23 protein-coding genes are annotated in these 25504 nt (G+C 53.9%); 16 read left to right on the top strand and 7 right to left on the bottom strand.

The annotated features are described in order from the left end of the window. Window positions 1-56: 56 nt before the first annotated feature. The gene (locus ABA45_RS13230; RefSeq protein WP_048386819.1) at window positions 57-458 is read right to left on the bottom strand and encodes a DUF4168 domain-containing protein; all 402 of its coding nucleotides are present in this window, start codon (window positions 456-458) and stop codon (window positions 57-59) included. 151 nt (window positions 459-609) lie between these two features. Here ABA45_RS13230 and ABA45_RS13225 point away from each other — a divergent pair, with 151 nt between their 5' ends. From ABA45_RS13225 to ABA45_RS13210, 4 genes are all read left to right on the top strand, one after another. Beyond that, entirely contained in the window at window positions 610-1530 is a 921-nt protein-coding gene (locus ABA45_RS13225) for a DMT family transporter (RefSeq protein WP_048386817.1), read from the top strand. After that, window positions 1520-1804, top strand: coding sequence for a GIY-YIG nuclease family protein (locus ABA45_RS13220; protein ID WP_048386815.1), 285 nt, complete (start codon window positions 1520-1522; stop codon window positions 1802-1804). The genes ABA45_RS13225 and ABA45_RS13220 overlap by 11 nt, the downstream gene beginning before the upstream one ends. Window positions 1805-1880: 76 nt before the next feature. Then, window positions 1881-2876 (top strand): alpha/beta hydrolase, encoded by a 996-nt coding sequence (locus ABA45_RS13215; RefSeq protein WP_048386813.1) that lies wholly within the window; start codon window positions 1881-1883, stop codon window positions 2874-2876. Window positions 2877-2914: 38 nt separating this feature from the next. Then, window positions 2915-3571 carry an OmpA family protein gene (locus ABA45_RS13210; protein WP_048386811.1) on the top strand — a complete coding sequence of 219 codons (657 nt, stop codon included), beginning with the start codon at window positions 2915-2917 and terminating at the stop codon, window positions 3569-3571. A gap of 10 nt (window positions 3572-3581) precedes the next feature. Here ABA45_RS13210 and ABA45_RS13205 read toward each other — a convergent pair whose 3' ends face one another. Then, the gene (locus ABA45_RS13205; RefSeq protein ID WP_048386809.1) at window positions 3582-4469 is read right to left on the bottom strand and encodes a LysR family transcriptional regulator; all 888 of its coding nucleotides are present in this window, start codon (window positions 4467-4469) and stop codon (window positions 3582-3584) included. Window positions 4470-4583: 114 nt separating this feature from the next. Here ABA45_RS13205 and trpB point away from each other — a divergent pair, with 114 nt between their 5' ends. From trpB to ABA45_RS13165, 8 genes are all read left to right on the top strand, one after another. Then, complete coding sequence (gene trpB, locus ABA45_RS13200) at window positions 4584-5837, top strand: tryptophan synthase subunit beta (RefSeq protein ID WP_048386807.1); 1254 nt, start codon at window positions 4584-4586, stop codon at window positions 5835-5837. 1 nt (window position 5838) lies between these two features. Beyond that, entirely contained in the window at window positions 5839-6669 is an 831-nt protein-coding gene (gene trpA, locus ABA45_RS13195; protein ID WP_048386805.1) for a tryptophan synthase subunit alpha, read from the top strand. Between the two features lie 602 nt (window positions 6670-7271). Continuing rightward, on the top strand, window positions 7272-8087 hold the full coding sequence (locus ABA45_RS13190; protein ID WP_048386802.1) for a bacteriorhodopsin-like: 816 nt from the start codon (window positions 7272-7274) through the stop codon (window positions 8085-8087). 159 nt (window positions 8088-8246) lie between these two features. Next, entirely contained in the window at window positions 8247-9281 is a 1035-nt protein-coding gene (locus ABA45_RS13185) for a polyprenyl synthetase family protein (RefSeq protein ID WP_048386801.1), read from the top strand. Beyond that, the gene (crtI, locus tag ABA45_RS13180; RefSeq protein ID WP_048386799.1) at window positions 9256-10818 is read left to right on the top strand and encodes a phytoene desaturase family protein; all 1563 of its coding nucleotides are present in this window, start codon (window positions 9256-9258) and stop codon (window positions 10816-10818) included. The genes ABA45_RS13185 and crtI overlap by 26 nt, the downstream gene beginning before the upstream one ends. Further along, window positions 10815-11786, top strand: coding sequence for a phytoene/squalene synthase family protein (locus tag ABA45_RS13175; protein WP_048386797.1), 972 nt, complete (start codon window positions 10815-10817; stop codon window positions 11784-11786). The genes crtI and ABA45_RS13175 overlap by 4 nt, the downstream gene beginning before the upstream one ends. After that, window positions 11783-13000, top strand: coding sequence for a lycopene cyclase family protein (locus ABA45_RS13170; protein ID WP_084708347.1), 1218 nt, complete (start codon window positions 11783-11785; stop codon window positions 12998-13000). Before ABA45_RS13175 ends, ABA45_RS13170 begins: the two co-directional genes overlap by 4 nt. Beyond that, a complete protein-coding gene (locus ABA45_RS13165; RefSeq protein WP_048386795.1) occupies window positions 12994-13959 on the top strand; it encodes a Brp/Blh family beta-carotene 15,15'-dioxygenase in 966 nt (321 codons plus the stop codon). Before ABA45_RS13170 ends, ABA45_RS13165 begins: the two co-directional genes overlap by 7 nt. A gap of 159 nt (window positions 13960-14118) precedes the next feature. Here the strand turns inward: ABA45_RS13165 and serA are convergent, their stop codons facing one another. Then, window positions 14119-15348: a phosphoglycerate dehydrogenase gene (serA, locus tag ABA45_RS13160; protein ID WP_048386793.1), complete on the bottom strand. Its 1230-nt coding sequence runs from the start codon at window positions 15346-15348 to the stop codon at window positions 14119-14121. Window positions 15349-15574: 226 nt separating this feature from the next. Between serA and ABA45_RS13155 the strand changes: the two genes are divergently transcribed. Together ABA45_RS13155 and ABA45_RS13150 are read left to right on the top strand one after the other, a co-directional pair. After that, window positions 15575-16978: an FAD-binding oxidoreductase gene (locus ABA45_RS13155; RefSeq protein ID WP_048386791.1), complete on the top strand. Its 1404-nt coding sequence runs from the start codon at window positions 15575-15577 to the stop codon at window positions 16976-16978. A 19-nt stretch (window positions 16979-16997) separates the two neighbouring features. Next, window positions 16998-17681, top strand: coding sequence for an SIR2 family NAD-dependent protein deacylase (locus ABA45_RS13150; RefSeq protein ID WP_048386789.1), 684 nt, complete (start codon window positions 16998-17000; stop codon window positions 17679-17681). 54 nt (window positions 17682-17735) lie between these two features. On the opposite strand, the gene ABA45_RS13145 is transcribed toward ABA45_RS13150, so the two are convergent. From ABA45_RS13145 to ABA45_RS13130, 4 genes are all read right to left on the bottom strand, one after another. Then, entirely contained in the window at window positions 17736-19046 is a 1311-nt protein-coding gene (locus ABA45_RS13145; protein ID WP_048386787.1) for an ABC1 kinase family protein, read from the bottom strand. 128 nt (window positions 19047-19174) lie between these two features. After that, a complete protein-coding gene (locus ABA45_RS13140; protein ID WP_048386785.1) occupies window positions 19175-19834 on the bottom strand; it encodes a fumarylacetoacetate hydrolase family protein in 660 nt (219 codons plus the stop codon). 24 nt (window positions 19835-19858) lie between these two features. Continuing rightward, the gene (locus ABA45_RS13135; protein WP_007350599.1) at window positions 19859-20401 is read right to left on the bottom strand and encodes an adenine phosphoribosyltransferase; all 543 of its coding nucleotides are present in this window, start codon (window positions 20399-20401) and stop codon (window positions 19859-19861) included. 29 nt (window positions 20402-20430) lie between these two features. Beyond that, entirely contained in the window at window positions 20431-21729 is a 1299-nt protein-coding gene (locus ABA45_RS13130; RefSeq protein WP_048386784.1) for an NCS2 family permease, read from the bottom strand. A 521-nt stretch (window positions 21730-22250) separates the two neighbouring features. Between ABA45_RS13130 and ABA45_RS13125 the strand changes: the two genes are divergently transcribed. Both ABA45_RS13125 and parE read left to right on the top strand, forming a co-directional pair. Next, window positions 22251-23231: an NADPH:quinone oxidoreductase family protein gene (locus tag ABA45_RS13125; protein WP_198146975.1), complete on the top strand. Its 981-nt coding sequence runs from the start codon at window positions 22251-22253 to the stop codon at window positions 23229-23231. A 102-nt stretch (window positions 23232-23333) separates the two neighbouring features. Beyond that, window positions 23334-25229 carry a DNA topoisomerase IV subunit B gene (gene parE, locus ABA45_RS13120; RefSeq protein WP_014872063.1) on the top strand — a complete coding sequence of 632 codons (1896 nt, stop codon included), beginning with the start codon at window positions 23334-23336 and terminating at the stop codon, window positions 25227-25229. Window positions 25230-25504 lie beyond the last annotated feature (275 nt).

The following is a 25504-nucleotide window of genomic DNA, read 5'->3' as shown; positions in this document are numbered from 1 at the left end:
GAGCGTAGTGAATGTTGCGCTGTTTCCCCGACGGTCCCAGATGTGCCAAACCTGCATCAGGGAATTAAGGCGTCAATTCGGTTGCGAACGCGCGGCTCGCTATTATAGGCGATGACTATGGCGTTGTAGGTGTCAATATCCAGATTCTGGTTTTCAATAATCTCTGCCATGCGCGCATTCATCTCACCGAGCAGGCTTGTTGCATCGGCTTCAGACTCTGCGTTGTCAAAGCGGTCTTTGTAATCTTCCCGTAGCGTGTTCATCTGTTGCTGTGCATCGACGAACTTGTGTAACTGCGCATCGCTGTAAAACGCCGTGTGCGCCCCGGCCTCTGCTGGAGCGCTGAAACCTTCAGTAGTCTGCTCAATCGCCGGAGTCTGTTGAGCCATCGCGCTGGCAGCGCTGAACAGGCTAACGAGCACTGTGGTGGTGAGAACGCTTTGAATCCGTTTGTTCATGGCGATAGGTTCCGGTAATGATATAAAGTCAGGTTTAAGGCTGTTACAAGGTAATATCGTTAGCAAATTAACGACCTGTATAAGGTCGGTTAGGATGCGTATACTGCACGGCCTAGAGTTCAGCATCAAAGCCGTGGTGAGAGTTTAACCTATGACCAATCAAAAACAGGCCATGATGTTCGGCCTCGCCACGGTATTGCTGTGGTCCACCGTGGCCACCGCGTTCAAGTTGGCACTGGCGGATCTATCTCCGCTGCAGCTACTGTTAATTGCTTGTGTGGCCTCTGTTTTAGTAATGGGCACAATTCTGGTGCTTCAGGGCCGCTGGCGCCTGGTTTTCCAACTGCGCCGCGGGCAATATGCGCAGTCATTTATGATGGGCCTTATTAACCCGTGCCTCTATTATTTCCTCCTGTTTGGTGCCTTTGACCGCCTGCCGGCTCAGGAGGCTCAGCCCATCAATTACACTTGGGCGCTGGTGTTGGCTTACCTGTCTGTTCCTTTCCTAGGCCACCGCCTGCAAGGGCGCGACATCGCTGCCGGGCTGGTGTGCTACGCCGGCGTATTCGTAATTGCCACTCGTGGCGCGGTAACCGATCTGAGCTTTTCAGATCCGGTGGGAGTGGCCTTTGCCGTTGGCAGTACGTTGGTGTGGGCCAGCTATTGGATTATTGCCACCCGCGACACCCGCGACCCGGTGGTGGGTTTGTTCCTGAATTTTCTGTTTGGTTTGCCGGTCATTTTTGCAGCGGCTGTAGCCACCGATAGCCTGCATTTTTCGCTGACCGGTTCACTGTTGGCGGCTGGTTATGTCGGCGTGTTTGAAATGGGCATTGCGTTCGTGCTTTGGTCTTACGCTATGAAAAAAGCAGAAAACACAGCGAAAGTTAGCAATCTTATTTTTATATCGCCGTTTTTGTCGTTGGTGTTTATCTGGTTTATTTTGGGTGAGCGAATTTTGCCGTCTACCTACGTAGGGCTGGTACTGATTATGGCCGGTTTGTGGCTGCAGCAGAAAAAAGCCGCTCAGAAACAGGATGCCGCTGCAGGAGTCGTGAGCGGTGGCGGCTAAATGGTCGGTTTATTTGGTACGAACCGCCGCTGGCGCCTTATACACCGGGGTGTCTACGGATGTGGAACGGCGTTTTTCAGAACATCAGGGCAGCGTCAAAGGTGCTCGCAGCCTTCGCGGCAAGGGCCCGCTGGTGCTGGCGTTTCAGAGCTGTGTTGGTGGCCGGGCTCAAGCCATGAAGTTAGAGTGGAGAATCAAACGTTGGCCCAAAATCCGTAAAGAAGCGTTGTGTAATGGTCAGCTTACGCTGGACGACTGGCTCCCTGACCAGTAGGGTTTCGTGAGCTTAAAGGCGCAGAACATGACGCTCTCAATAAATTTTCTTACCCACCACAGGTGTCTAGCCTCTCGTGTACTGGAAAACAGATACTATAAAAATACCTGACTGGGACCGCAACTCGTTGCTGAACAGGCTGGAGGCGTTTGAGCCAGACACTGAGCGAGAGTTGAGCCATGAAATGATGGCTTACTGTCATTTTTATGGATTGGACCTTTGGGTAGAGCATGCGCAGGTGGAATACCACCAAGGCTACGTGAACTCCGGTAAGCATCAGGTCATGGTGCATTATTATCGCAGCGCAGCCGTAACGCATTGCCGCGGAACAGTTTTTGTAATGCACGGTTACTTTGATCACGTCGGGCTTTACACCCAGCTGATAGACCGCTGCTTGGCGGAAGGCTTTGATGTGCTGGCGTACGACCAGCCGGGCCACGGGCTTTCCAGTGGCACGCCGGCGGCGATAGGCAGCTTTTTGGAGTACCAGCAGGTGCTCAGCGATGTGACGGCAAAGGTGCGACAGAAGATTCGCGGGCCTTGGTATGCGGTGGGGCAGAGCACGGGCGGCGCCATACTGATTGACTATCTGCTGTCGAATCATCATACCCACATCACCTCAGAGTTTCGCAAAGTGGTTTTACTGGCGCCACTGATACGCCCTGCGGGTTGGGTTAAGGCCCGTGTTTTGCATACGGTGCTTCGGCCCTTTGTCAGCCGTTGGCGGCGAGCATTCAGTGCCAACAGTGGCAACTCGGAGTTTTTGAAATTTCTTCGTAAAGTCGACCCGCTGCAGGCACGCGCTATTCACGTTGACTGGGTTTCGGCATTGCGCCAATGGGTGCCCCATATTGAGTCTGCGCGCCCGGTTGAGTTCGATATAACCGTGGTACAGGGCGAAAAAGACCTAACCGTAGATTGGCCTCATAATTTGCGGATTATTCGTAACAAGTTTGCCCGAGTTCATGAAGTTAAGTTACCACTGGGCCGGCACCATCTGGTTAACGAGGCCCATGATTTGCAGGCAACGGTGTTTAATACCATCATCGACACTTTTACGGCAGACGTGTGAACACGTTGTCGTAGACTCACATAAATAAGGAACACGCTGTGAAAAAAACGATACTTGCGGTTACGCTGGCCAGCCTGACGCTTGGCGGCTGTATGACATACGACCCATACACCGGCGAACAGAAAACATCGAACGCCACTAAGGGTAGCGTGATTGGCGCACTTGGCGGCGCGGTAATCGGTGCGGCCACTTCCAGTAAAAGCGACCGAGGCAAAGGTGCGCTGATCGGCGCTGCTGGCGGTGCGGTTATAGGTGGCGGTGTTGGTGTATACATGGATCGTCAGGAAGCGCAACTGCGCCAGCAGCTTGAAGGCACGGGCGTACGTGTGGTGCGTAATGGCGACGAAATCTCGCTGGTCATGCCGGGCAACATTACTTTTGACCTCAACCAGACCAGTATTCGCTCGCAGTTTGGCGGAACTCTGGAGTCTGTTGCCTTAGTACTGAAAGAGTTTGATCAAACTATTATCCAGATAGAAGGACACACCGACAGCCAGGGCGGAGACAGCTATAACCAGTTGTTGAGTGAGCGGCGCGCGTCTTCTGTTCGTGACTTCCTGCTGAACCAAGGCATTGAGTCCAGGCGCACCCGCGCTGTGGGTTATGGCGAGCGTTATCCGGTGGCGTCTAATGATACCTCAGGCGGGCGCGAGCAGAATCGGCGCGTTGAACTAACACTGGTGCCCATGGGCTAAGCCACGAGTATCATCGTGCCAGTGCCTTGGCCAACCAGTCGGCAAGGCGCTGGGCCCGTGGCGACACCGTATCACCGGGAAGCCGCAGGCTCAGGGTGTCGCGGGTTTCTATAAAACCCCAAGGCGCCAGCAATCGCCCGCTGCGCAGATCTTCCTCCACCAGATATTGCGGCGCTATTGCCACGCCCAGCCCTACTAATGCTGCCTCTAGCATGTAATTTAAATGTTCGAATGATTGCCGGATCGGCAGACTCTGCGTATCTAATTGCTGGTGCTTACACCACTGTGGCCAGGCTTGCGGCCGTGACAGGGTTTCCAGTAGCGGCAATTCCAGCAGGGCACTCGCCGGCATGTCTGGGTTGGCAGGGGCCAGCCCGGGGGCCATTACCGGCCCGATTCGTTCAGGGCCCAGAACAATCAGGTTCTGGCCTGAGGGTGCTGGCGCCGAGGTGAAGCCCAGAGCAGCGTCTACCCCAGCGGGCAGGTGCAGCTCTTCGTCGGTGGTGGTCAGGTGAATTTCCAGCCCGGGGCAATCCTGGCGTAATCGGCCCAGGCGCGGAATAAACCAGCGCGCCAGAAAGCTACCTGAACAGCTCAACACCAGGGGCGCATCACGGGCTTCTCGCCGCAGGCGCTCGCATGCCTGTTCCAGTTGTGAAAAAACCGAATCTGTGGTGGCAAACAGCTGATGGCCTGCGGTGGTTAGAGCAATGCCGCGGCCCTGGCGCTCGAATAACGCTATGCCGAGTTGTTGTTCAAGCTGGCCAATTTGCCGGCTGACGGCACCGTGAGTCACGCTGAGGGTCTCCGCGGCACGGCTCATGCTTAGTAGGCGTGCCGCGGCATTAAAGGCGCGTAGCGCATTCAGCGACGGTAAAGGCAGGTTGGCATGGTCCATAAATCGTTTACTTTTTCTCACAGGTCGGTGCGATTTTATCGATTCACACCTATGCTGTCCTGCTTTACACTAGATATCAATTAGAAATCGAACCAGATTAACGGAGTCAATCGCATGAGCACAGCAACCACGCTACGAAAGGGTCCGGATATTAACGGTTTTTTCGGTCATTTTGGTGGCCGTTTTGTGGCCGAGACCTTGATGCCGCTCGTTCTTGAACTGCAAGAAGAATATGCAAGGGCGCGCAATTCAAAAGAATTTGTTGATGAGATGGACGCTTTGCGACGTGACTTTGTCGGCCGCAAAAGCCCGCTGTATCTGGCTGAACGGTTAACTGAACAGCTCGGCGGGGCCAAGGTATACCTCAAGCGGGAAGATCTTTTGCACACCGGTGCTCACAAGATCAACAATTGCCTAGGCCAGATTTTGTTGGCCAAACGCATGGGTAAAACCCGAATCATCGCGGAAACCGGGGCAGGCATGCACGGTGTGGCAACCGCCACTGTGGCAGCGCGCTTTGGTATGGAGTGCGTGGTGTACATGGGCAGCGTCGACATTCATCGGCAGCAGCCCAACGTGCAGCGCATGCGTTTGCTGGGCGCCAAAGTAATCCCGGTCACCAGTGGTGCAGGCACTCTGAAAGACGCGATGAATGATGCCCTGCGTGACTGGGTTACCAATGTTGCCGATACTTTTTATATCATCGGCACAGTAGCAGGTCCGCATCCCTATCCGGCTATGGTGCGTGATTTCCAATCGATTATTGGTGAGGAAACCCGCGAACAGATCATCGAACGCGAGGGGCGCCTACCCGACACACTTGTAGCCTGCGTCGGTGGCGGCTCAAACGCCTTGGGTCTGTTCCATCCGTTTCTGGATGATAAGAGCGTCGCTATGGTGGGTGTTGAAGCCGCCGGTGAAGGCTTGGACAAACGCCATGCGGCCAGCCTGAAGGGTGGCACCCCGGGCATATTGCACGGCAACCGTACCTTCCTGCTGCAATCCGCTGACGGGCAGATTCAGGATGCCCATTCGATTTCGGCGGGTTTGGATTACCCGGGCATTGGCCCAGAGCACGCTTGGTTAAACGAGATTGGTCGGGTCAGCTACGCCGCCATTACTGATGACGAAGCTCTCGAAGCCTTCCACACGTTGTGCCGCATTGAAGGTATTATTCCGGCGCTGGAAACAGCCCATGCTATTGCTTACGTGATGAAAGTGGCTCCGACATTGCCGGAGGATCACTTGATTGTTATCAATCTGAGCGGCCGCGGTGATAAAGACATGTCGACCGTCCTTGCCGCGATGGACGCCAGTGCGGAAAACGCCGAGAAAAACGCTGGTAAAGCCGTTAAAGGGGAAGCCTGATATGAGCGCAAGTCGTATTGATCGTTGTTTTGAAGCCTTGCGCCAGCAAGACTGTGCTGCCCTGGTGACGTTTGTAACCGCAGGCTATCCGGATTATCGGCACAGCCTGGAGATTTTAAAAGGGTTGCCTGAAGCCGGTGCCGATATCATCGAACTAGGAATGCCATTCACTGACCCTATGGCCGATGGTGTACCCATCCAGCTTGCTAGCCAGCGTGCTTTGGCCGGTGGTCACAACACTACCAAAACCCTGCAGATGGTGCGGGAATTTCGCGAGCATAATCAGCACACACCGATTGTACTGATGGGCTATTACAACCCAATTTATTGCTATGGTGTAGAGCGTTTTCTGAATGATGCCGCAGCGTCCGGTGTAGACGGCATGATTGTGGTAGATTTGCCGCCAGAGCATGACGACGAACTGTGCGTGCCGGCCCGTGAAGCCGGTATACACTTTATTCGGTTAGCAACGCCCACTACCGATGCCGCCCGGCTGCCTGGTGTGCTGGTGAATACCTCCGGCTTTTTGTACTACGTTTCCAGCACCGGTGTTACTGGCTCTGTGGCACCTACCGCTGAAAAAGTGGAAAAAGAACTGGCGCGGATTCGACAGCATACAAACTTGCCGGTGGCCGTGGGTTTCGGTATTCGTACCGCACCTCAAGCTGAGCGTATTGCACGTTTTGCGGATGCTGTAGTGGTAGGCTCAGCTTTAGTAGAGTGCATAGCCAACGCGGATACTGAAGCGCAGGGCCGCGATGATGTGTTGTCGCTTACGCAGGAACTTTCGGTTGCAGTTAGAGAGGCACGGACAACGTTGAACGTTTCCTGATCGTTGTCATTGCCTAGCGCAAGCGTCTGAAACACCTGTCCGAGTTCGCGCCCGGGCAGGTTTTTTATTAGTCGCGAACATATGAGTATTCGGTCATTGCCCACTTATAAGCTAGAGCCTTTCCGAGCTCTTTTTTGCACCTTATTAATGTGAGAGCAAATCACCGCGCCAGCGCGACTCTACGCTCTCTGACTTATGGACACCTAAAAACTCCTGAAATACCGTAAAGAGCTGTTCTTACAAGTGCCTGCGATGAAGATTGGTACGATCAATTCGATTTGGCGTTATCCGGCGAAAGGTTTGTCGGGTGAGCGTTTGCAGGGCGGCGTTGTTAATGCCGACGGTTCGAACGGTGACTGTATCTGAGCGTTACAGGATGTGCGGCGCCGAGAGATCCAAGGCTGCAAGTGTAGACACAACTCCTCATTACTGATCATTTTTATAAATAGCGATGTGAGCCTGATCCAAAAAACAAATTAAACGTAACTACTCTCCGCAAGGTTCAGTTTATCTTGTCCCCAAGGTTGGCGGTCGGTTAAAAAACGTTCCGAGAACATGCCGATAGCTGATTTCTAAGTACAATAGATTCGAGGGTTAAGGACATGTTAGAGCTCGAAAGTTTATCTGTGGGTCAATATGGATTTATAAATAATGTATTTTCTTTTGGTTTGGCCGTCATGGCGTCGTCTACGTTGTTCGTGTGGCTGATGAAGGGGTCTGTTGCGCCAGCTTACCGGATGGCCATGGTGATCACCGGTTTGGTAACGGCTATCGCAGGCTATCATTACCTTCAGATCATGCTCTCTTGGCAGGGGGCAGCAACGATTAACACGGGCGAAGTATTGGTGACGGGCGAAGGCTTTAACCGCGCATATCGCTATGTCGATTGGTTGTTAACGGTGCCCTTGCTGCTGATTGAGCTAATTTTGGTAATGAAGCTTAGCAAAAGTGATACAATGAGCCGGTCTGTTAAGCTCGGTGGCGCAGCCGCACTGATGATTATTCTTGGCTATCCCGGCGAAGTATCGAGCGAAGTTGGAACCCGAGCACTGTTCTGGATCCTGGCGATGATTCCATTCCTGTACATTGTGCGTGAAATGGTTGTCGGTCTTAAGGATTCTATTGCGCGGCAGCCAGATGAAGTGAAAGGTCTGATAAACGCAGCAGCTATTTTGTTGGTCGTTTCCTGGGCATTTTACCCGATTGTCTATTTGCTGCCATTGGTCGGCATTACCGGTGGTTCAGCAATTGTTGCTGTCGAAACCGGCTACACCATCGCTGACATTGTTTCGAAAGCTGTGTTTGCAATGTTGATTTTCTTGATTGCGGTACGCAAGAGTGCAGCAGATGAGCGCGAACTTGTTGCAGAAGCAGCCAAGCAAGGTGAGCAGAAGACTCCGGTGAAAAAAGTCGCTTGAAGACAGTCGTAAGATCTGTTGGAACTTGACTGCTGATTGTCAGCCCTTGTGAGCAAACCGGCACGGATAAGGTCCGTGTCGGTTCCGTTTTGTCTTATCAAGATCAAGCGATCGCAATAAACGGCTTTCAGTACTCATCCCCGCGTAGGGAGAATAACAATGACTGTTTCCGTCTTAGGCGCCGAAGTACTTTCGAGAAAAAATGCCAGTGCTAACGTTGTAGCGGTTCAATCAGCCGACAACGCAGATCACACGCGAGCCTTAGACCAAGTTAGGGCGTTGATGCTCGACGCTCTACAAGGTGTAATGGAAGGGCCAGCAAATAACGCTAGCCAGTATCAGATCAGTACTAAAGGGAGTTTGTTGAGAGCCCGTTTGGCGCTGGCCAGTTGTAGAAGTTTTGAATGTTCCCAAGAATATGCAATTGTTGCAGCAGCATGCTGCGAACTCATCCACAATGCGTCTTTAGTACACGATGACCTCCTTGACGGCGATCAGCTTCGAAGAGGGCAGGCGACAGTGTGGAAAAGACACGGCAGAGGCGTCGCGTTGTGCGCCGGCGACTTATTGCTTTGCACGGCTTTTGCTGTATCTGCCGATTTGGTCGATGTCCAGCAGTCCCGTCTATTGACTCAATATCTGGCGGCGATGACAGGTCGGGTTATTGTCGGGCAAAGCATTGAGATTGCACCGGTAGAACCTGGCGTTCAACCTCGGTTCAGGGCCTATATAGAAGCTGCGCAAGCCAAAACCGTGCCACTGATTCAGCTTCCGCTGATGACAGGTGCGATAGCCGCGAAGTCTGGGCTGTCGGTTCTGGACTCTATAAGGCGGTTCGCCGAGGCGGTTGGTCTGGCCTATCAGATTATTGACGATCTGGACGATTTAGTGGAGTCAAAAGCCGATTTGAAAAGCAAGGTGAAATCGCTTCATCCTTTTCATGCCTGGCATCATCATCGGGGCAGATTGAGCGACAGTCCAGAACGTAGAGTCCAAAGGGCGACCCGTCACGCACTGGCTGCATTGCAGCGTGGCCGACGCCAGCTTAAGTGTCTTGAAGAAAAGATGTCTACGCCGATTACGCCCACGCTAGGCCCGTTATTAATGAAATTGGAATGCAGAGCTCAAGCACATCGCTACTCCTTTGGATCGAATGGGGAGGGATGTCATGACACAACAACTACGTGGGGTTAGTGCGTCGAAAACAGCGGTGGTTGTCGGAGCCGGGTTTGGCGGACTTGCAGTTGCCCTACGCTTGTTGGCTAGAGGTTATAGAGTTGATCTGCTTGAAAAGCACGCGGATTTGGGGGGGCGAGCCAGAACCTTCGAACTGGATGGCCACAGCTTTGATGCTGGGCCAACCGTCATAACTGCGCCTTTTCTGTTTGCTGAATTGTTTGAACGTTTTGGTGAAGTTATGGCAGATCAGGTGACACTGTTACCGGTGTCGCCTTTTTACCGCATGGATTTTGCTGACGGCAGCCACTTTGACTATTACGGTACAACAGAGGCGCTGGTCGCAGAGATCGACCGGCTATCGCCGGGCGAAGGAGAACGCTACCCACAGTTTCTGCAAGCCGCCGAAGCAATGTACGATCGCGGCTTCACCGAACTGGCACAACGGCCCTTTACCCGAGTCGCGGACATGTTGGAGGTTTTGCCAGACCTCATTAAGCTCAGGGCTGACCGGAGTATTTATCAATTTGTTTCTCAGTTTTTCAGCGATGAGCGTCTGCGTCGAGCTTTCTCTGTGCCTTCCCTGCTGGTGGGGGGCAACCCATTTCAGACATCGGCACTTTACGCCCTGATTCATGCTTTAGAGCGTAAAAGTGGTGTTTGGTACGTGCAAGGCGGAACCGGTGCGCTGATTAAGGCATTGGCGCATCTGTTCGAGCGACACGGAGGTCGCTTGCACGTGGGCCAGTCAGTGCAGCATCTGGAAATGGACGGCCTGAACGTGCGCGCAGCTGTGACCGACCAGGGCAAGCGTTTTGATGCCGACTTGGTCGTGAGTAACGCTGATCCGCTATACGTCTACGATCATTGGATTGAGAGAACCACCCTCCAGCGGCTTGCCGATAGCCACAGGGCACGGCTAAAGCAGTCTATGGGGCTGTTTGTGCTTTATTTCACCACCGAACGAGTCTACTCCGACATTGAGCATCACACGATTGTGTTCGGTGAAACGTTCCGGGAAATTTTGACCGAGATTTTTGAACAGCGCCAGATTCCGGAAGATTTGAGTCTGTATTTGCACAGGCCCGGCGCGACAGACCCGACAATGGCGCCAAAAAGTGGTGACGCCTTTTACGTGCTGGCCCCGGTTCCTAATCTTCAGGGCGATCAGGATTGGTCTAAAATTTCCAGTGATGTTGAAAATCAAATTATCAGTATTTTGACTCAGCGCCTCATGCCGGACCTTCCGCAGCAAATTCGCGCTAAGCACAGCATCTCGCCCACCTATTTCCACACTGAGTTGAACAGTCCCTTCGGCAGCGGGTTCTCTATTGCGCCTACGCTCACACAGTCGGCCGGGCTGCGCTTTCATAACCAGTCGCCGCGGTACCGAAATCTGTTTTTTGTTGGTGCAGGCGTTCATCCTGGTGCAGGCGTGCCGGGTGTGGTGTGCTCTGCCGGCGTGGTTGAGCGCCTGGTGGCCAGAGCCTTTGAATCTCCGGCAGATAGCAAAGCGGGAGCGCCAGCAGGCACCGCCATCAGAGGCTTGAAATGACTGAGTCGGTTGCCGAAACGAATCTATCCGCAACCGGCGCCGACGTTCTGCGGCGCAAAGGAAAAAGCTTTTATTGGGCTGGCCAGCTATTGACCGCAGACCAGCTTGAGAGCGCCGCAGACCTATATCAGATATGCCGAAACATAGACGACTTGGTAGACGAGGCGTCAACACCCGCCCAAGCAATGGCAGCTGAGCAACAGCTTGACGAATTTCACCAGGCGCTGAGATCCCGGCCAACATCGGCCGATGGCCCCCCTGATCTTTACCAGCAGGCGGAATTGCTGCTGGGAGAGTATCCGATGGCGCTGAGCGCATTGGGTGATCTTGTTGACACGGTGCGTAGTGATCTTGACCTGGTTAGAGTGGCGGATCAGGCCGAACTCCTTCGTTATTGCTACGGTGTGGCGGGAACAGTAGGGGTTATGATGACGTGTCTGTTAAACGCACGTGAGCGGGAAAAAGCACTACCGCACGCCATTGATTTAGGAATTGCCATGCAGTTGACTAACATCTCTCGAGATGTCCTGGAGGATGCCCAGTTAAACCGCCTTTACTTGCCGGCCGATGGGACAGCGGGCACGATGGCGCCAGAAGAGATTGTGGCTGGCAATCGAGTTGCGCGGCACAATGCCTGGTTGGGCGTGAGTGATCTGCTGGACCTGTCTGAGGTTTATTATCGCAGTGGTTGGCAGGGGTTGGGTTATCTGCCGTTCAGGGCGCGTTTGGCCATTGCCGTGGCTGCGAAGGTCTATCGGCAAATTGGCCGACAGATTCTGCAAAGGGGTGAACAACGTTATTGGCAGGGCCGATGTGTGGTTGGCTCAGCCGAGAAACTGAGGGTGTCGGTGGGAGCTGTTGTTCGGCTGGCGGCAGGCGCAATCAACCGGCAGCCTATATGTCACGATCACGCACTGCACCAAGGCCTGACAACCAGCCTTACACTGCGCCGACCTGAAAAGCGATGAGCCGCCGTCTTGAATCCGGATCTGAATCTGGACCAAAGTCCACAAGCCAGCACTCAGAGCCAGTCGGTGACTATGATCTTGTCGTTATTGGAGCCGGGTTAGCCGGGCTCAGCTTGGCCTGCTGGCTCCTGCAGCTGGCAGAAGATGGGCAGGCAACACTACCCAGAGTCTGTTTTCTAGAGCCACGAACATCCTACAGTAACGACCGAACATGGTGTTTCTGGGACCTTGAGCCACAACCTTTTCGCGATCTTATCACCCATCGCTGGTTTCGCTGGCAGGTCAGCCAAGGTGATCAAACGGCTTGTCAATCTGACAGGGCAGCCGCTTACGCAATGCTGCCGGCAGATGTTCTGTATCAATATGCATTGGCTAGAATAGACGAAAGTCCGGCCTTTGATTTGCACCTTGGTGTGACCGTTAGCGGCGTTGAGCACATCGATGATGGCGCTCTGGTGTCAGCCGATCAACGCCGTTGGCAGGCAAAGGCAGTCATAGACACACGCCCGCCCGGCAAAGGTCAGCTGGCGTCCGGCGTTGGGTTTTGGCAGGTTTTCTCAGGTCTTGAGATCACCTGTCCCAAGCACGGTTTTGATACCTCCACGGCCACACTGATGAATTTTCAGCCCGGCTACCCGCACCCTTGTTTTTTGTACCTGTTGCCTCTCGACGAGGATCACTTTCTGGTTGAATGGACCGCCTTTCAACTGGAAAAAGAGTCGGCGTCGGACTATCGCTCAGACCTTGATTTATGGCTACAGCGACAGGGCCTCGGGTATTACGAGGTCACAAGAGAGGAGTCTGGTAGCCTGCCTATGTTGCGTATGCCGGCGGTACAGAGCTTTGGTCGGGTGATTAGGGCCGGCGTCGGTGCAGGCTGGATGAGGGCCGCTACCGGTTACCATTTTGTTAGTTGCCAAAGAGGCAGCGCGGCGCTTGCCCGTCAGATTCTTACAGCTCATGCCAGTGACGACTGGAGGCTCCAGGACCCAACAGTGCGAGCTGGCTGGCTGGATTGGATGGACAGCGTGTTTCTGCGGGCATTGAAGCGACACCCGGAAAAAGCACCGCAATGGTTCGTGGGGCTGTTTGCTGCCACGAGTGCTGCACAAATGAGCCGGTTTATGAACGATCAGCCACGCTGGCGTGATGCTCTGGCAGTGGCCAGCGCGTTACCGCCAGGGCCCTTTGTGCGAGCCGCATTGCCATGGTGATAAACGACACCGCTAACACTGAAAATGTGCTTTATCGGAGTTCAGGCGGACGCAGGCACCAATTTATTATATTGATGATTGCCAGTCTTGCGTTGATCGTCGGCTTTATGTTGCCGGTTCTGTCTATTGAACAACAGTTCTGGATTGTGCTGCTGCCTATTGGTGTGTTCGGCCTCTCCCACGGGGGCGCGGACCCCATGATTCTCAAGCAACTGACTGCGACGTCGCCAACCGGTTTGTTCGTTGTTCTGTGCGCCTATCTGATGGCCTCGTTGGCTTTTGTTGCGCTAATCTGGGTGCTGCCGGTGCTGGCGCTGCTGGTGTTTCTGGGTTTGTCGATCTGGCACTTTGGCTATACCGACGAAGCTTTTTTAAGCTCGGCGAAAAACCCTCCGTTGCGTTGGCTATTCGGTAGCACGCCCATCTTGGGTCCAATGCTCGGGCATCCGCAGCAAACGAGCGAGTTGTTTGCCTGGCTGATTAAGAATGAATCACAGGTGGTTTTGGACATTGTGGTATGGCTTGGGCCTTGTTTGGCGGTGGTTTGGCTTTTTGGTTTCGGATGCCTGTTGTTCGGGCGCCTTAACCGACCCGGCCCAAGAGTGCTGGTCGAGTTATGTCTGGTGGGCGCGGCCTTGATTGCATTGCCACCGCTTCTGGGGTTCGCGTTCTATTTCTGTGCGATTCACAGCGTGCGTCATTTCCTTTCTATTGCCGAACACCGTTTGTTATCGAATCAAAAAAGCCTATTCCAAGCGTTTCCGGTCCGTAAAATCTTGCCTGCAACACTGGGGGCGATCGCAATGGCGTGTGTCGCCTGGGGGGTGATCGTATTGATCGGGCCTGCCACGAGCTTGATGGCTGATGCAGTCAGAGTCATGTTCTGGGCGCTGGCCGCGTTAACACTTCCGCACGCTATCATCGTCAGACTATGGTGGAATCAAAGGCTTGTTGAGTGAGAGGACGGCTCAAAAAGATCGGGGACGAATTTCAAATCCGTCTCCTTTGAGTAAGAAAACCGGGGCCTAGGTAGGCGGGGGGCAGATTTGAAATCTGTTCCCTAAGAGCAAAAAAACCGGGGCTCATGGCCCCGGTTTTTCTTAAGCAGCCTTGCGAGCTTAAAACAGCACGCGGCAGCGAATGGTGCCTTTCACTTCAAGCAGTTTCTCCAGCGCCAGCTCACCGTAGGCTTTGTCGACGTCGATTACCACGTAGCCAATGTCGTCCTTGGTTTGCAGGTATTGACCGCAAACGTTAATACCGTTAGCGGAAAAGACTTGGTTGATCTCTGACATCACGCCCGGCACGTTTTCGTGAATGTGCAATAACCGATGCTGGTTCGGGTGCGAGGGCAGGGCCACTTCGGGGAAGTTTACTGACGATACAGATGTACCGTTGTCGCTGTACATGGACAGCTTTTCAGCGACTTCCCGGCCGATATTTTCCTGGGCTTCGATGGTGGAACCACCCACGTGTGGAGTCAGGATGACGTTGTCGAATTCGCGCAGCGGTGAGACAAATTCCTCGCCGTTGGATTTTGGTTCAACCGGGAAAACGTCGATGGCAGCGCCCAGCAACTTACCGCTGCGCAAGGAGTCAGCCAGGGCGTCGATATCAACCACGGTGCCGCGCGAAGCGTTCATCAGAATAGAACCCGGCTTCATTTGCGCGAGCTGCTCGGCTTTGAACATATATTTGGTGGCTGCGGTCTCTGGTACGTGCAGGCTCACCACATCACACAGGTTTAGCAGTTCCTGCATGGAGCCCACTTGCGTGGCGTTACCGATGGAAAGTTTGGATACCACATCGTAAAAGTATACGTCCATGCCCAAGCCTTCGGCCAGCACACTGAATTGAGTACCAATGTTGCCATAGCCAATAATGCCAAGCTTCTTGCCGCGGATTTCATAGCTGTTTTTGGCTGACTTAAGCCACTCGCCACGGTGGGCCTTGGCGTTCTTTTCCGGCACGCCGCGCAGCAACAAAATGGCTTGTGCCAACACCAGCTCGGCTACTGAGCGAGTGTTGGAGAAGGGCGCATTAAACACCGCCACACCGCGGCGCGTAGCAGCCTGCAGGTCTACCTGGTTGGTGCCAATACAGAAGCAACCCACTGCCACCAATTTCTTAGCCGCTTCGAATACGGCCTCTGTTAGCTGTGTGCGCGACCGAAGGCCGACAAAATGCGCGTCGGCAATTTTCTCGATCAGCTCGTCTTCAGCCAACGAGTGCGACAGGGACTCAATGTTGGTGTAACCGGCGGCGTGCAGAGAATCGAGTGCAGACTGGTGCACGCCTTCCAGCAACAGAATTCGGATTTTGCTTTTTTGCAGAGACGTATTGGACATGGGCTTACTTTCCAACTTTTTGTCGCGTTTAACCACCCGTGGCCAGTCATTTCAGCTTTACATCGCATGGGCTGACGCACAGAACAGGGGCGGTATGATAACATAATCCCTGGCATTGGCAGCGTACCGAACATCCCCATTTTTATACGGACCTGGCGTTGCCAGCCGGTCTTGTTTTGACCGTGCCGTCCTATTTCGAGACACATTTGAGCGAGAGTCCAGCCTGATGACACCTGAACAGATCATAGCCGCCCTGAAGCAACTGATGGCCGAAGGCGACGCCCCAGGCAAAGTGCTGACAGATCCGTCTGACCTTGCCACTTACGGCACCGATTGGACCCGGATATATACCCCAAATCCAGTCGCTATTGTGCTGCCTAAAACCACCGAACACGTGCAGTCGCTGGTTCAGTTCGCCAACCAAAACAACGTTGCTTTGGTGCCTTCTGGCGGCCGAACTGGCTTGAGCGCCGGCGCCGTAGCTGCCAATGGTGAAGTGGTGGTGGCGTTTGACAATATGAACCAGATTCTGGACTTCAACGCCAGTGACCGTACCGTGCGTTGTCAGGCCGGTGTTATCACTGAACAGCTGCAGAATTTTGCCGAGAAAAACGGCCTTTATTACCCGGTAGACTTTGCGTCCGCCGGCTCTAGTCAGCTGGGCGGTAACCTGTCCACCAACGCCGGTGGCATCAAAGTTATCCGCTATGGCATGAGCCGCGACTGGGTTGCCGGCCTAAAAGTCGTCACCGGTAAAGGCGATGTTCTGGATCTGAACAAAGACCTGGAAAAGAACAACACCGGCTACGACCTTCGCCACTTGTTTATCGGTGCCGAAGGGACCTTGGGTTTTATTACCGAAGCTACCATGAAGCTGTCACGCCAGCCCGACAATCTTACCGTGTTCGTGCTGGGCCTGAACGATTTGGGCAGCACTATGGACGTGCTGAACACTTTCCGCAGTAAGCTGGACTTAACGGCTTACGAGTTTTTCTCTCACCAGGCGATGAATCACGTGTTGGCCCATGGCCAGGTAAAGGCGCCCTTTGACACCGAGGCGCCTTACTATGCTCTGCTGGAATTTGAAGCGGTGTCTGAACAGGTGATGGAACAAGCCATGGAACTGTTCGAGCGGTGCATGGAAAACGGCTGGGTGCTCGACGGCGTGATCAGCCAAAGCGAAACTCAAGCTCAGAGCCTGTGGCTTCTGCGCGAGCGCATTTCTGAATCCATTGCTCCGCGCATCCCCTACAAAAACGACATCTCTGTGGTGGTATCCCGGGTGCCGGGCTTTCTGGAAGAAATCAATCAAGTGGTCAGCGACCACTATCCGGATTTCGAAATTATCTGGTTTGGTCACATCGGCGACGGCAACTTGCACCTGAACATCCTTAAACCCGAGGATATGGCAAAAGAAGACTTCTTCGAAAAGTGTCAGAAGGTAAACAAGTGGGTTTTTGAAATCGTTGAAAGATACCAAGGCAGCGTGTCCGCTGAACACGGCGTGGGCATGACCAAAAAAGCCTACCTGCAGTACACCCGAAGCGAAGCTGAAATTGCGTATCTGAGAGGCATCAAGCAGGTTTTCGACCCGAACGGCATCATCAACCCGGGTAAAATCTTCGACTAACAAGGTGGTTAGCGCGAACATGAAGCGACACATTGTAGTGCTCAGCGGTGCTGGTATCAGCGCCGAAAGCGGCTTGGCTACCTTCCGTGACAACGACGGGCTGTGGGAAAAACACAACGTAAACGATGTAGCCACCCCCGAAGCCTTCCAGCGCGACCCGGGCTTGGTGCTTCGCTTTTACAACGAGCGCCGTCGCCAACTAGCCAACACTCAACCCAACCGCGCTCACCGCTTGCTGGCAGAGTTGGAGCGGAGTTATCGGGTGACTATCGTCACTCAAAACGTCGATGACTTACACGAACGCGGCGGCTCTACTCAAGTGTTACACCTGCACGGCGAACTCACCAAAGCCCGCAGCAGCAAAAACCCCCGAGCCATTCACACCATCGGCTACCGCGATATCCGCTTGGGTGAACGCAGCCAAGACAGCAGCCAACTGCGCCCCCACATCGTCTGGTTCGGCGAAGAAGTCCCTATGCTGGAAGTCGCTATCGACATAGTCCGCAGTGCCGACGACCTGCTCATAGTCGGCACCTCCCTAAAAGTCTACCCGGCTGCGGGGTTAGTCCACGAAGTAGAGCGCGACGTGCCCATCACCGTCATCAACCCGGTCACCCCCACAGGAAGATTCTCCCGCGCCCGGTTTATTCAAAAAAGTGCAGTGGAAGGTGTCGCAGAATGGGTAAACAGTTTTAAGCGATAAAAAACTCAAAAGGCAAGAACCAAAAAACTTGCGCCGACTACTCAGAGCTAGAAATTAACGAAACTCAGCCAAATAAGCCCGCAATTCATTACCAAAAGCGGCCTGAACACCCAACCGCTTCAGCATCCAATAATGCCCCGCAATCATCCGGTCAATAAAAATACTCTCCACCGGCGGTTTGAACGAATCCAGATATTTAAACACTGTACTCGTCTTGGCTGCCACGTCCTTATGCAGCCGCGCCTGACCGAAATCGTAGGGCTGCTCAGACTCAAACGGCACAACCAAAATATCCCGCCACATGGCGTAATAGGCCTCGTCAATCGCCGGTTGGCTCTCAACTCGCGCACCTAAATCAATCAGATACTGATCCAGCGCCTTATAATCCTGCTCTAAAGCAGCCGTCACCGCATTGCGGTAAGCCAGCACAATCTCTGGTTTCAGCTTCTTCACACAGCCAAAATCGTACATCACAATGGTGCCGTCCGGCCGGTAAGCAAAGTTACCGGCGTGTGGGTCACCGTGAATGCACTGAAAACGAAATAGCTGATCTGCCATCGCGGTAAAAATGCGGTGGCCGATCAGATTGATGGTGTCTTGGTCGTAACGCTCTGGGGTGATATCACCTACGTGGTCACCTTCCTCCAGTTCCAGAGTCATTACGTGGCGAGTTGAATGGCTGCGCACCACCGCTGGAATAACCACCCAGCGATCGTTGCGATGAAACTCGCGGAACACATCAAGATTGCGAGCTTCGTTGTCGTAATCCAGCTCTTCGTGCAGGCGCTCGCGGATTTCAGCGAACAGCTGATCTACCGATTCCTTGGGCATTTTCAGCAGGCCGCCCAACCTTAAAGCCAGTCGAAGCTGTTTGAGGTCGGAGTCACAGGATTCATCAACACCCGGGTACTGCACCTTTACGATAACGTCGGTGCCGTCGTGCATCCGCGCCCGGTGTACCTGGCCGATAGAAGCTGCCGCGTAAGGTGCTTCCTGTAGGTACTCATAAAGCTCGTGTACCGGTTTGCCCAAGGCGGTTTCAATTTGCTGGCGAATCACTTCGAAGGGCATGGGCGGCGCTTCTTTTTGAAGCTTTTGCAGGGCGTCAGAAAATTCACGGGGTAGAAAATCTTGGGTTTGCGAGGCTATTTGGCCGACCTTCATGGCGGCGCCTTTCATTTCCCCCAGAGTGTCGGTAATGCGCGCCGCCATGCGGCTGTAGCTCTCGCTACGGGCGCCTTCATCATTTTCACTGCTGAAGAAACTGCGCGCCTTTTGACTAGCGAATTGTCCGGCCACAGAGGCAGTCATACCTGCGAGTTTGAAAAAACGACCACTGCGAGTGGTAACAGGCTTTTTTGTCATGCCAGATATACGCTCCTAACCAAAAAACGATTCAGCGTCGCCACGTCAGACCACGCTGAGACTGTTGTCTAATGCTCGTTTTATATCACTCTTTAAATCGCTTTTTAACACTTTTTCTAAATCTCTTTTTAAACCACTCTGGTCGACACCGATAGACGATCTTCCAGCGTCAGTTGCAGGATTTGTCCGGATTGCAGTGGCCCGACACCTTTGGGCGTGCCGGTCAGTATTACATCCCCGGGTAACAGAGAGAACTGTGTACTGATGTGGGCAATCAAAGGCGCCACCGGAAACAGCATGTCGGCGGTGTCGCCGCTTTGCTGGCGCTCGCCGTCGATATCCAGGCTGAAGTGCAGGCAGCGCTTGTCCAGATCGCTGGCCGGAACGAACGGCGTGAGTGGGCAGGCACGATCAAAACCTTTAGCCCGCTCCCATGGGTGCCCCTGCTTTTTCAGTTGGCTTTGCAGGTCACGGAGGGTTAAATCCAGCGCCAGGCCATAACCCAGTATCGCCTCTTCTGCATCGCTGGCAGAGGCGTTCGTCAGGGGTTTGCCAATCAGCACGGCTAATTCGGTTTCAAAGTGTACGGCGCCTTGATCCCGCGGGAAGTCCAGAGGCCTGGTCAGGTGTACCGCGGCGGTGGCGGGCTTTATGAACAGCAGAGGCTCGGTCGGGATCGGGTTGTTCAGTTCTTTGGCGTGCTCGGCATAGTTACGGCCGATGCAGACAATTTTGCCCAGTGGCAAATGAATAGGCGTGGCATCGTGCCAATGGTGCTGATAATTCACGATAGTATCCTCTTTGAGGGCGGCTTATTCTCCCTCGAATGAGCATACAGTATAAACCGTTAAGCCTTCGGCACGCAGCTTGTCAGAACCGCCCAGGTCGGGCAGATCAATCATCGCCGCGACTTCTACAATTTCGGCGCCAATCCGGCGAATCAACCGGGAGGCAGCCAGCATGGTGCCACCGGTGGCGATCAGATCATCGACCAGCACCACTTTGTCGCCGGGTTTGAGGGCGTCTTTGTGCAACTCCACCGAGGCGGTGCCGTATTCCAGTTCGTAGTCTTCCACTAAGGTGTCAAACGGCAGCTTGCCTTTCTTGCGAATCAGCACCAACGAGGCGTTCAGTTCATACGCCAGAGCAGAGCCAATGATAAATCCACGGGCATCTACCGCAGCAATCGCGTCTATATGCTGATCGTGGTAGCGATGTACAAAAGCATCAATCAGTTTGCGAAACGCGGTTTTGTTCTGCAGCACCGTCGTGATGTCGCGGAAAGTGACACCGGGCTTCGGCCAGTCCGGAACTGTGCGGATAGCCTGCTTGATGCTCTGGGAAAAGTAATCCATGAAACCCCTGCCTTACGCCCGGGCGCCGCTTACGCGACATCCAGGAAAATGAATTTAAGAATAAACACCAGAGCGATAACGACCACGCTCAGATTGAGATCAGACCAACGACCGCTCAGGGCTTTCAGTACCGCGTAGGTGACAAAGCCCAGAGCGATGCCGTTAGCAATCGAGAACGTCAGCGGCATCATCAGCGCGGTGACAACCGCTGGTGCGGCATCGGTCACATCGTCCCAGTCGATCAGTTTCAGGCTACTGGCCATCAGCACGGCCACGTACAACAGCGCCGGAGCGGTGGCGTAGGCGGGGACGATGCTGGCAAGGGGCGCCAGCACCAGGCACGCGGCGAAAAGGCCGGCGACAACCACCGCCGTCAGGCCGGTGCGACCACCCGCGGCAATACCGGCGGTGGATTCCACATAGCTGGTGGTGGTAGATGTGCCAAGAACAGCACCCGACATGGTGGCCACGGAGTCTGACATGAGCGCGCGGCCCAAGCGTGGCAGTTTGCCATTTTCGTCCAGCAGGCCACCACGTTGGGCGGCGCCGATCAGGGTGCCAGAAGTGTCAAACAGGTCAACAAACAGAAAGGCAAAAATAACGCTGATCATGCCGACGTTAAACGCGCCGGCGAGGTCTAGCTGCATAAAGGTGGGGGCCAGGCTGGGCGGTGCTGAAAACAGGCCATTGTATTCAATCATGCCAGTGGCCAGCGCTACCAGGGTTACGGCAATAATGCCGATCATCACCGCGCCAGTAACGCGGCGGAACGACAGCGCGCAAATTAAAATAAAACCGCTAAAAAACAGCAGGCTCTCGGCTGCTTTGACGTCGCCCATACCCACCAGGGTGGCTGGGTTGTCGACCACAATGCCGGCATTTTTCAGGGCAATCAACGCCAGAAAGAAACCGATACCGGCAGAAATGCCAAAGCGCAAGGACAACGGTATGGAGTTGATAATCCACTCCCGCACTTTAAAAATACTCAGCGCAAAGAATATCAAACCCGACAGAAACACAGCGCCAAGAGCCACCTGCCAGGTGTATCCCATACTGCCAACCACGGTGAACGAGAAAAACGCGTTCAGGCCCATCCCCGGTGCAAGGGCAATTGGGTAGTTGGCCCACAGGCCCATAATCAGCGTGCCAACAACCGCCGCCAGGCAGGTGGCTACGAACACCGCGCCAAAATCCATACCGGTGGATGACAGAATGCTGGGGTTAACCACGATAATGTAGGCCATGGTTAAAAAGGTGGTAATACCGGCAACGACTTCTTTACGAACGTTGGTGCCGTGGGCCTTGAGTTTAAACAATCGTTCGAGCATGACGGGGGGCTGCCTCACAGATGCTGGGATTTCAGGAGTCGGTCTGGTTAATAAAATCGAGTTGCTTAAAAAACGGCAATGTTAACGCCTGACGACGCTCAGGCCAAGGGATGATTGATTTTGCCCGCCATTCCAGTCAAAACCAAGAACCCATTATTCGCTGTGAGGAGCAGTTAACCAGACAAAAGCCACAATTGGATGCTCCTGAGCGGTGCACTGAGATTCTCCTAGCGGCTGCCAGCTTTCTGGGGGACGTTGATTTTTGTTGGTACCAGTCTTTAGAAGTTGTCTTTAACAAACGAGGCTTTCAAAATTGTCTTTAATCAATCGCACTTTAACGCGTAAAACCTTAATTTATATATATTTTTAGTAATAAAACGGATTATAGATCGTGTTTGTTTCGTTGAGTAAGAAAGATTTATTTGCTTCATGGGTTGACTGTGTTTAGCTTGAGGACAAGCAAAAAAGGGGTAGAATTTTGCCCTTTCAGAATCAGGCAACGACATCGTATGGGAGTTTCTGTGAAAGCCATTCTCTGCAAAGAATACGGCCCTGCCGACAAGCTCGTAATTGAAGATGTGCCGAGCCCTACAGCGAAAGGCCGCGGTGTTAAGGTACGCGTAAAAGCAGCAGGCCTGAACTTTCCCGATACGCTTATTATCGAAGGCAAATACCAGCTCAAGCCGGCCTTGCCGTTTTCTCCCGGCGGCGAAATGTCCGGTGAAGTGATTGCAGTGGGAGAAAAAGTTACTCGTTTTAAAGTCGGCGATCGGGTTGCGGGCTTGACCGGTTATGGCGCTTTTGCTGAAGAAGTGATTGTGCCTGAGCATAATTTGTTGCTCTTGCCAGAAGACATGAGCGACGAAAAAGCCGCTGCATTTATGATGGTTTACGGCACGTCCTATTACGCTCTGAAGCAGCGCGCGAACATCCAGGCAGGGGAAAGTCTTTTGGTTCTGGGCGCCAGCGGTGGTGTAGGACGGGCGACGGTTGAATTGGGCAAGGCCATGGGTGCCCGTGTGATTGCTGCCGCAAGCTCGGCACAGAAGCTGACAGTTGCCGAAGCTGCGGGTGCGGATGAGTTAATCAATTACGCGGAAGAGCCTCTTAAGGACGCCATAAAGCGCTTGACCAATAGCAAGGGCGTGGATGTAATTTACGACCCCGTGGGTGGTGATTACACAGAGCAGGCACTGCGAGCCATGGCCTGGAACGGCCGCCATCTGATTATTGGTTTTGCCGCGGGCGATATTCCAAAAATTCCAGCGAACTTGACGCTCTTGAAAGGCTGCTCTGTCGTTGGCGTGTTCTGGGGCAGCTTTACCCAGCGAGAGCCGGAAGCGAGTGCCCAGAACATGATAGAACTGATGACGCTTTACACCGAGGGTAAAATTGATCCGAAAATCAGCGAGGTTTTCGAGTTTGAGGATTACGCCAAGGCCCTCGGTGCCCTGACTGAGCGCCGTGCCATTGGCAAGGTGGTCCTTAAAGTTGGGTTCTGAGTCCTTGTAGCCTGGCATTGTCAAACAGCCGTTGAACTTTGCTGCTGATTCTCTAAGCTAGGCCGCGGTCCACTATTTCCCATTCGGAGCTTTACCCCGCCCATGAGCGAACAAACTTACAACGCCGACGCCATTGAAGTTTTAAGCGGTTTGGACCCGGTGCGAAAAAGGCCGGGAATGTACACCGACACCAGCCGCCCCAATCATCTTGCCCAAGAAGTGGTTGATAACAGCGTGGATGAGGCTCTGGCGGGCCACGCAAAGCGTATCGATGTCGTGCTTTACAGCGACGGCTCACTGAGCGTGGAAGACGATGGCCGGGGCATGCCGGTGGATATGCACAAGGAAGAGGGCGTGCCGGGGGTAGAGCTGATTCTGTCGCGGTTGCACGCCGGCGGTAAGTTTTCCGAGGGTAGCTACAGTTTTTCCGGTGGTTTGCACGGGGTAGGCGTGTCGGTGGTCAATGCGTTGTCGACGCATCTGGAAGTGCTGATTCGGCGCAACGGTCAGGTACACCGGATGACGTTCGCCAACGGCGATAAAGTGACTGAGCTGGAGGTCGTTGACAGCTGCGGCAAGCGCAATACCGGTACCCGGCTAAAATTCACACCGGACACTCGATATTTTGACTCGGCCAATTTCTCGGTCAGCCGCCTGCGCCACAACTTGCGCGCCAAAGCCGTTTTGTGTCCTGGGTTAACGATGACCTTTAGCCAGGAAAAAACCGGTGAGAAAGACGAGTGGTGTTATCAGGACGGCCTGCGGGACTATTTGCGTATTTCCCTGGCGGGCAGTGAAGTGGTGCCTCTGGAGCCGTTTACGGGCAGCTTTTCTGGCAATACAGAAACCGTAGACTGGGCCATCCAATGGTTGCCTGACGGCGGTGATGCCGTTGCCGAAAGCTACGTAAACCTTATTCCAACCGCCCAAGGCGGCACCCACGTCAACGGTCTACGCACCGGCCTGCTAGAAGCCATGCGTGACTTTTGTGAATTCCGCAGCCTTCTGCCCCGTGGTATCAAGCTGTCACCGGAGGATATCTGGGAGCGGGTGGTTTATGTGTTGTCATTCAAGATGCAGGAGCCGCAGTTTTCCGGCCAGACGAAAGAGCGCCTGTCATCGCGCCAGGCTGCTGCGTTTATTTCCGGTGTGGTGAAAGACGCCTTTAGTTTATGGCTGAATCAGCACACCGACATTGCCGAAATACTGGCTGAGCTTTTTATCAGTAACGCCCAGCGCCGCCTGAAAGCGAGTAAAAAAGTAGCCCGTAAACGAATTACCTCGGGCCCTGCATTGCCGGGCAAGTTGGCGGATTGCTCGGGCAGTGACACCGCTCGGTCGGAATTGTTTCTGGTGGAGGGCGATTCCGCCGGTGGCTCGGCGAAGCAGGCTCGGGACCGCGAATTTCAGGCCGTTATGCCGTTGAAGGGCAAAATCCTGAATACCTGGGAAGTGGATTCCAGCGAAGTACTGGCGTCGCAGGAAATTCACGACATTGCAGTGGCCATCGGCGTAGACCCGGGTTCGGACGAGCTGACCGGTTTGCGCTACAACAAGGTTTGTATTTTGGCCGATGCCGACTCTGACGGGCTGCACATCGCCACGTTGCTTTGCGCGCTGTTTGTGAAGCACTTCCGGCCGGTTGTTGCCGCCGGCCACGTGTTTGTGGCTATGCCGCCACTGTATCGGGTAGATCTTGGCAAGCAGACCTTTTACGCTCTGGATGAATCGGAAAAGCAGGGCATTATCGACCGCCTGGCAGCAGAGAACAGTCGTGGAAAGGTGTCGGTCACGCGGTTTAAGGGCCTGGGCGAGATGAACCCGCTGCAGCTGCGCGAAACCACCATGGCGCCGGATACCCGCAGGCTGGTGATGTTGACCATTAAAGATGGCGACGACACGGACAGCTGCATGGACATGTTATTGGGTAAAAAGCGGGCGCCCGATCGGCGTGCCTGGCTGGAAGCCTACGGTAATATGGCGGATGTTCCGGTATAAACTCGGGGAAATAGGCCCACCAAAAGCAAAACGACTTCGCTGATTTTCCGGGCCAGCTTCTTTGATGAAGGGTTCAGGGAAATCAGCGAAGTCGTAACAACTTACCCGGCGTGAGCCGTCGCAGTGTTGACGTTGCTCTTAGTTATTGCTGGGTACAACCACGTGTTCGTCGAATTCAAGTTCCATAATAAAGCGTCTTTTCTGGTTATTGGGATTCAATATTGACATCATAGCGTTGAGCTATTTTTGAACAATCCGTAAATGCCCTATACGGC

The sequence above is a fragment of the Marinobacter psychrophilus genome, from assembly GCF_001043175.1.
GTDB classification, from domain to species: Bacteria; Pseudomonadota; Gammaproteobacteria; order Pseudomonadales; family Oleiphilaceae; genus Marinobacter; species Marinobacter psychrophilus.
This window is presented reverse-complemented; position numbering and strand designations above follow the sequence as displayed.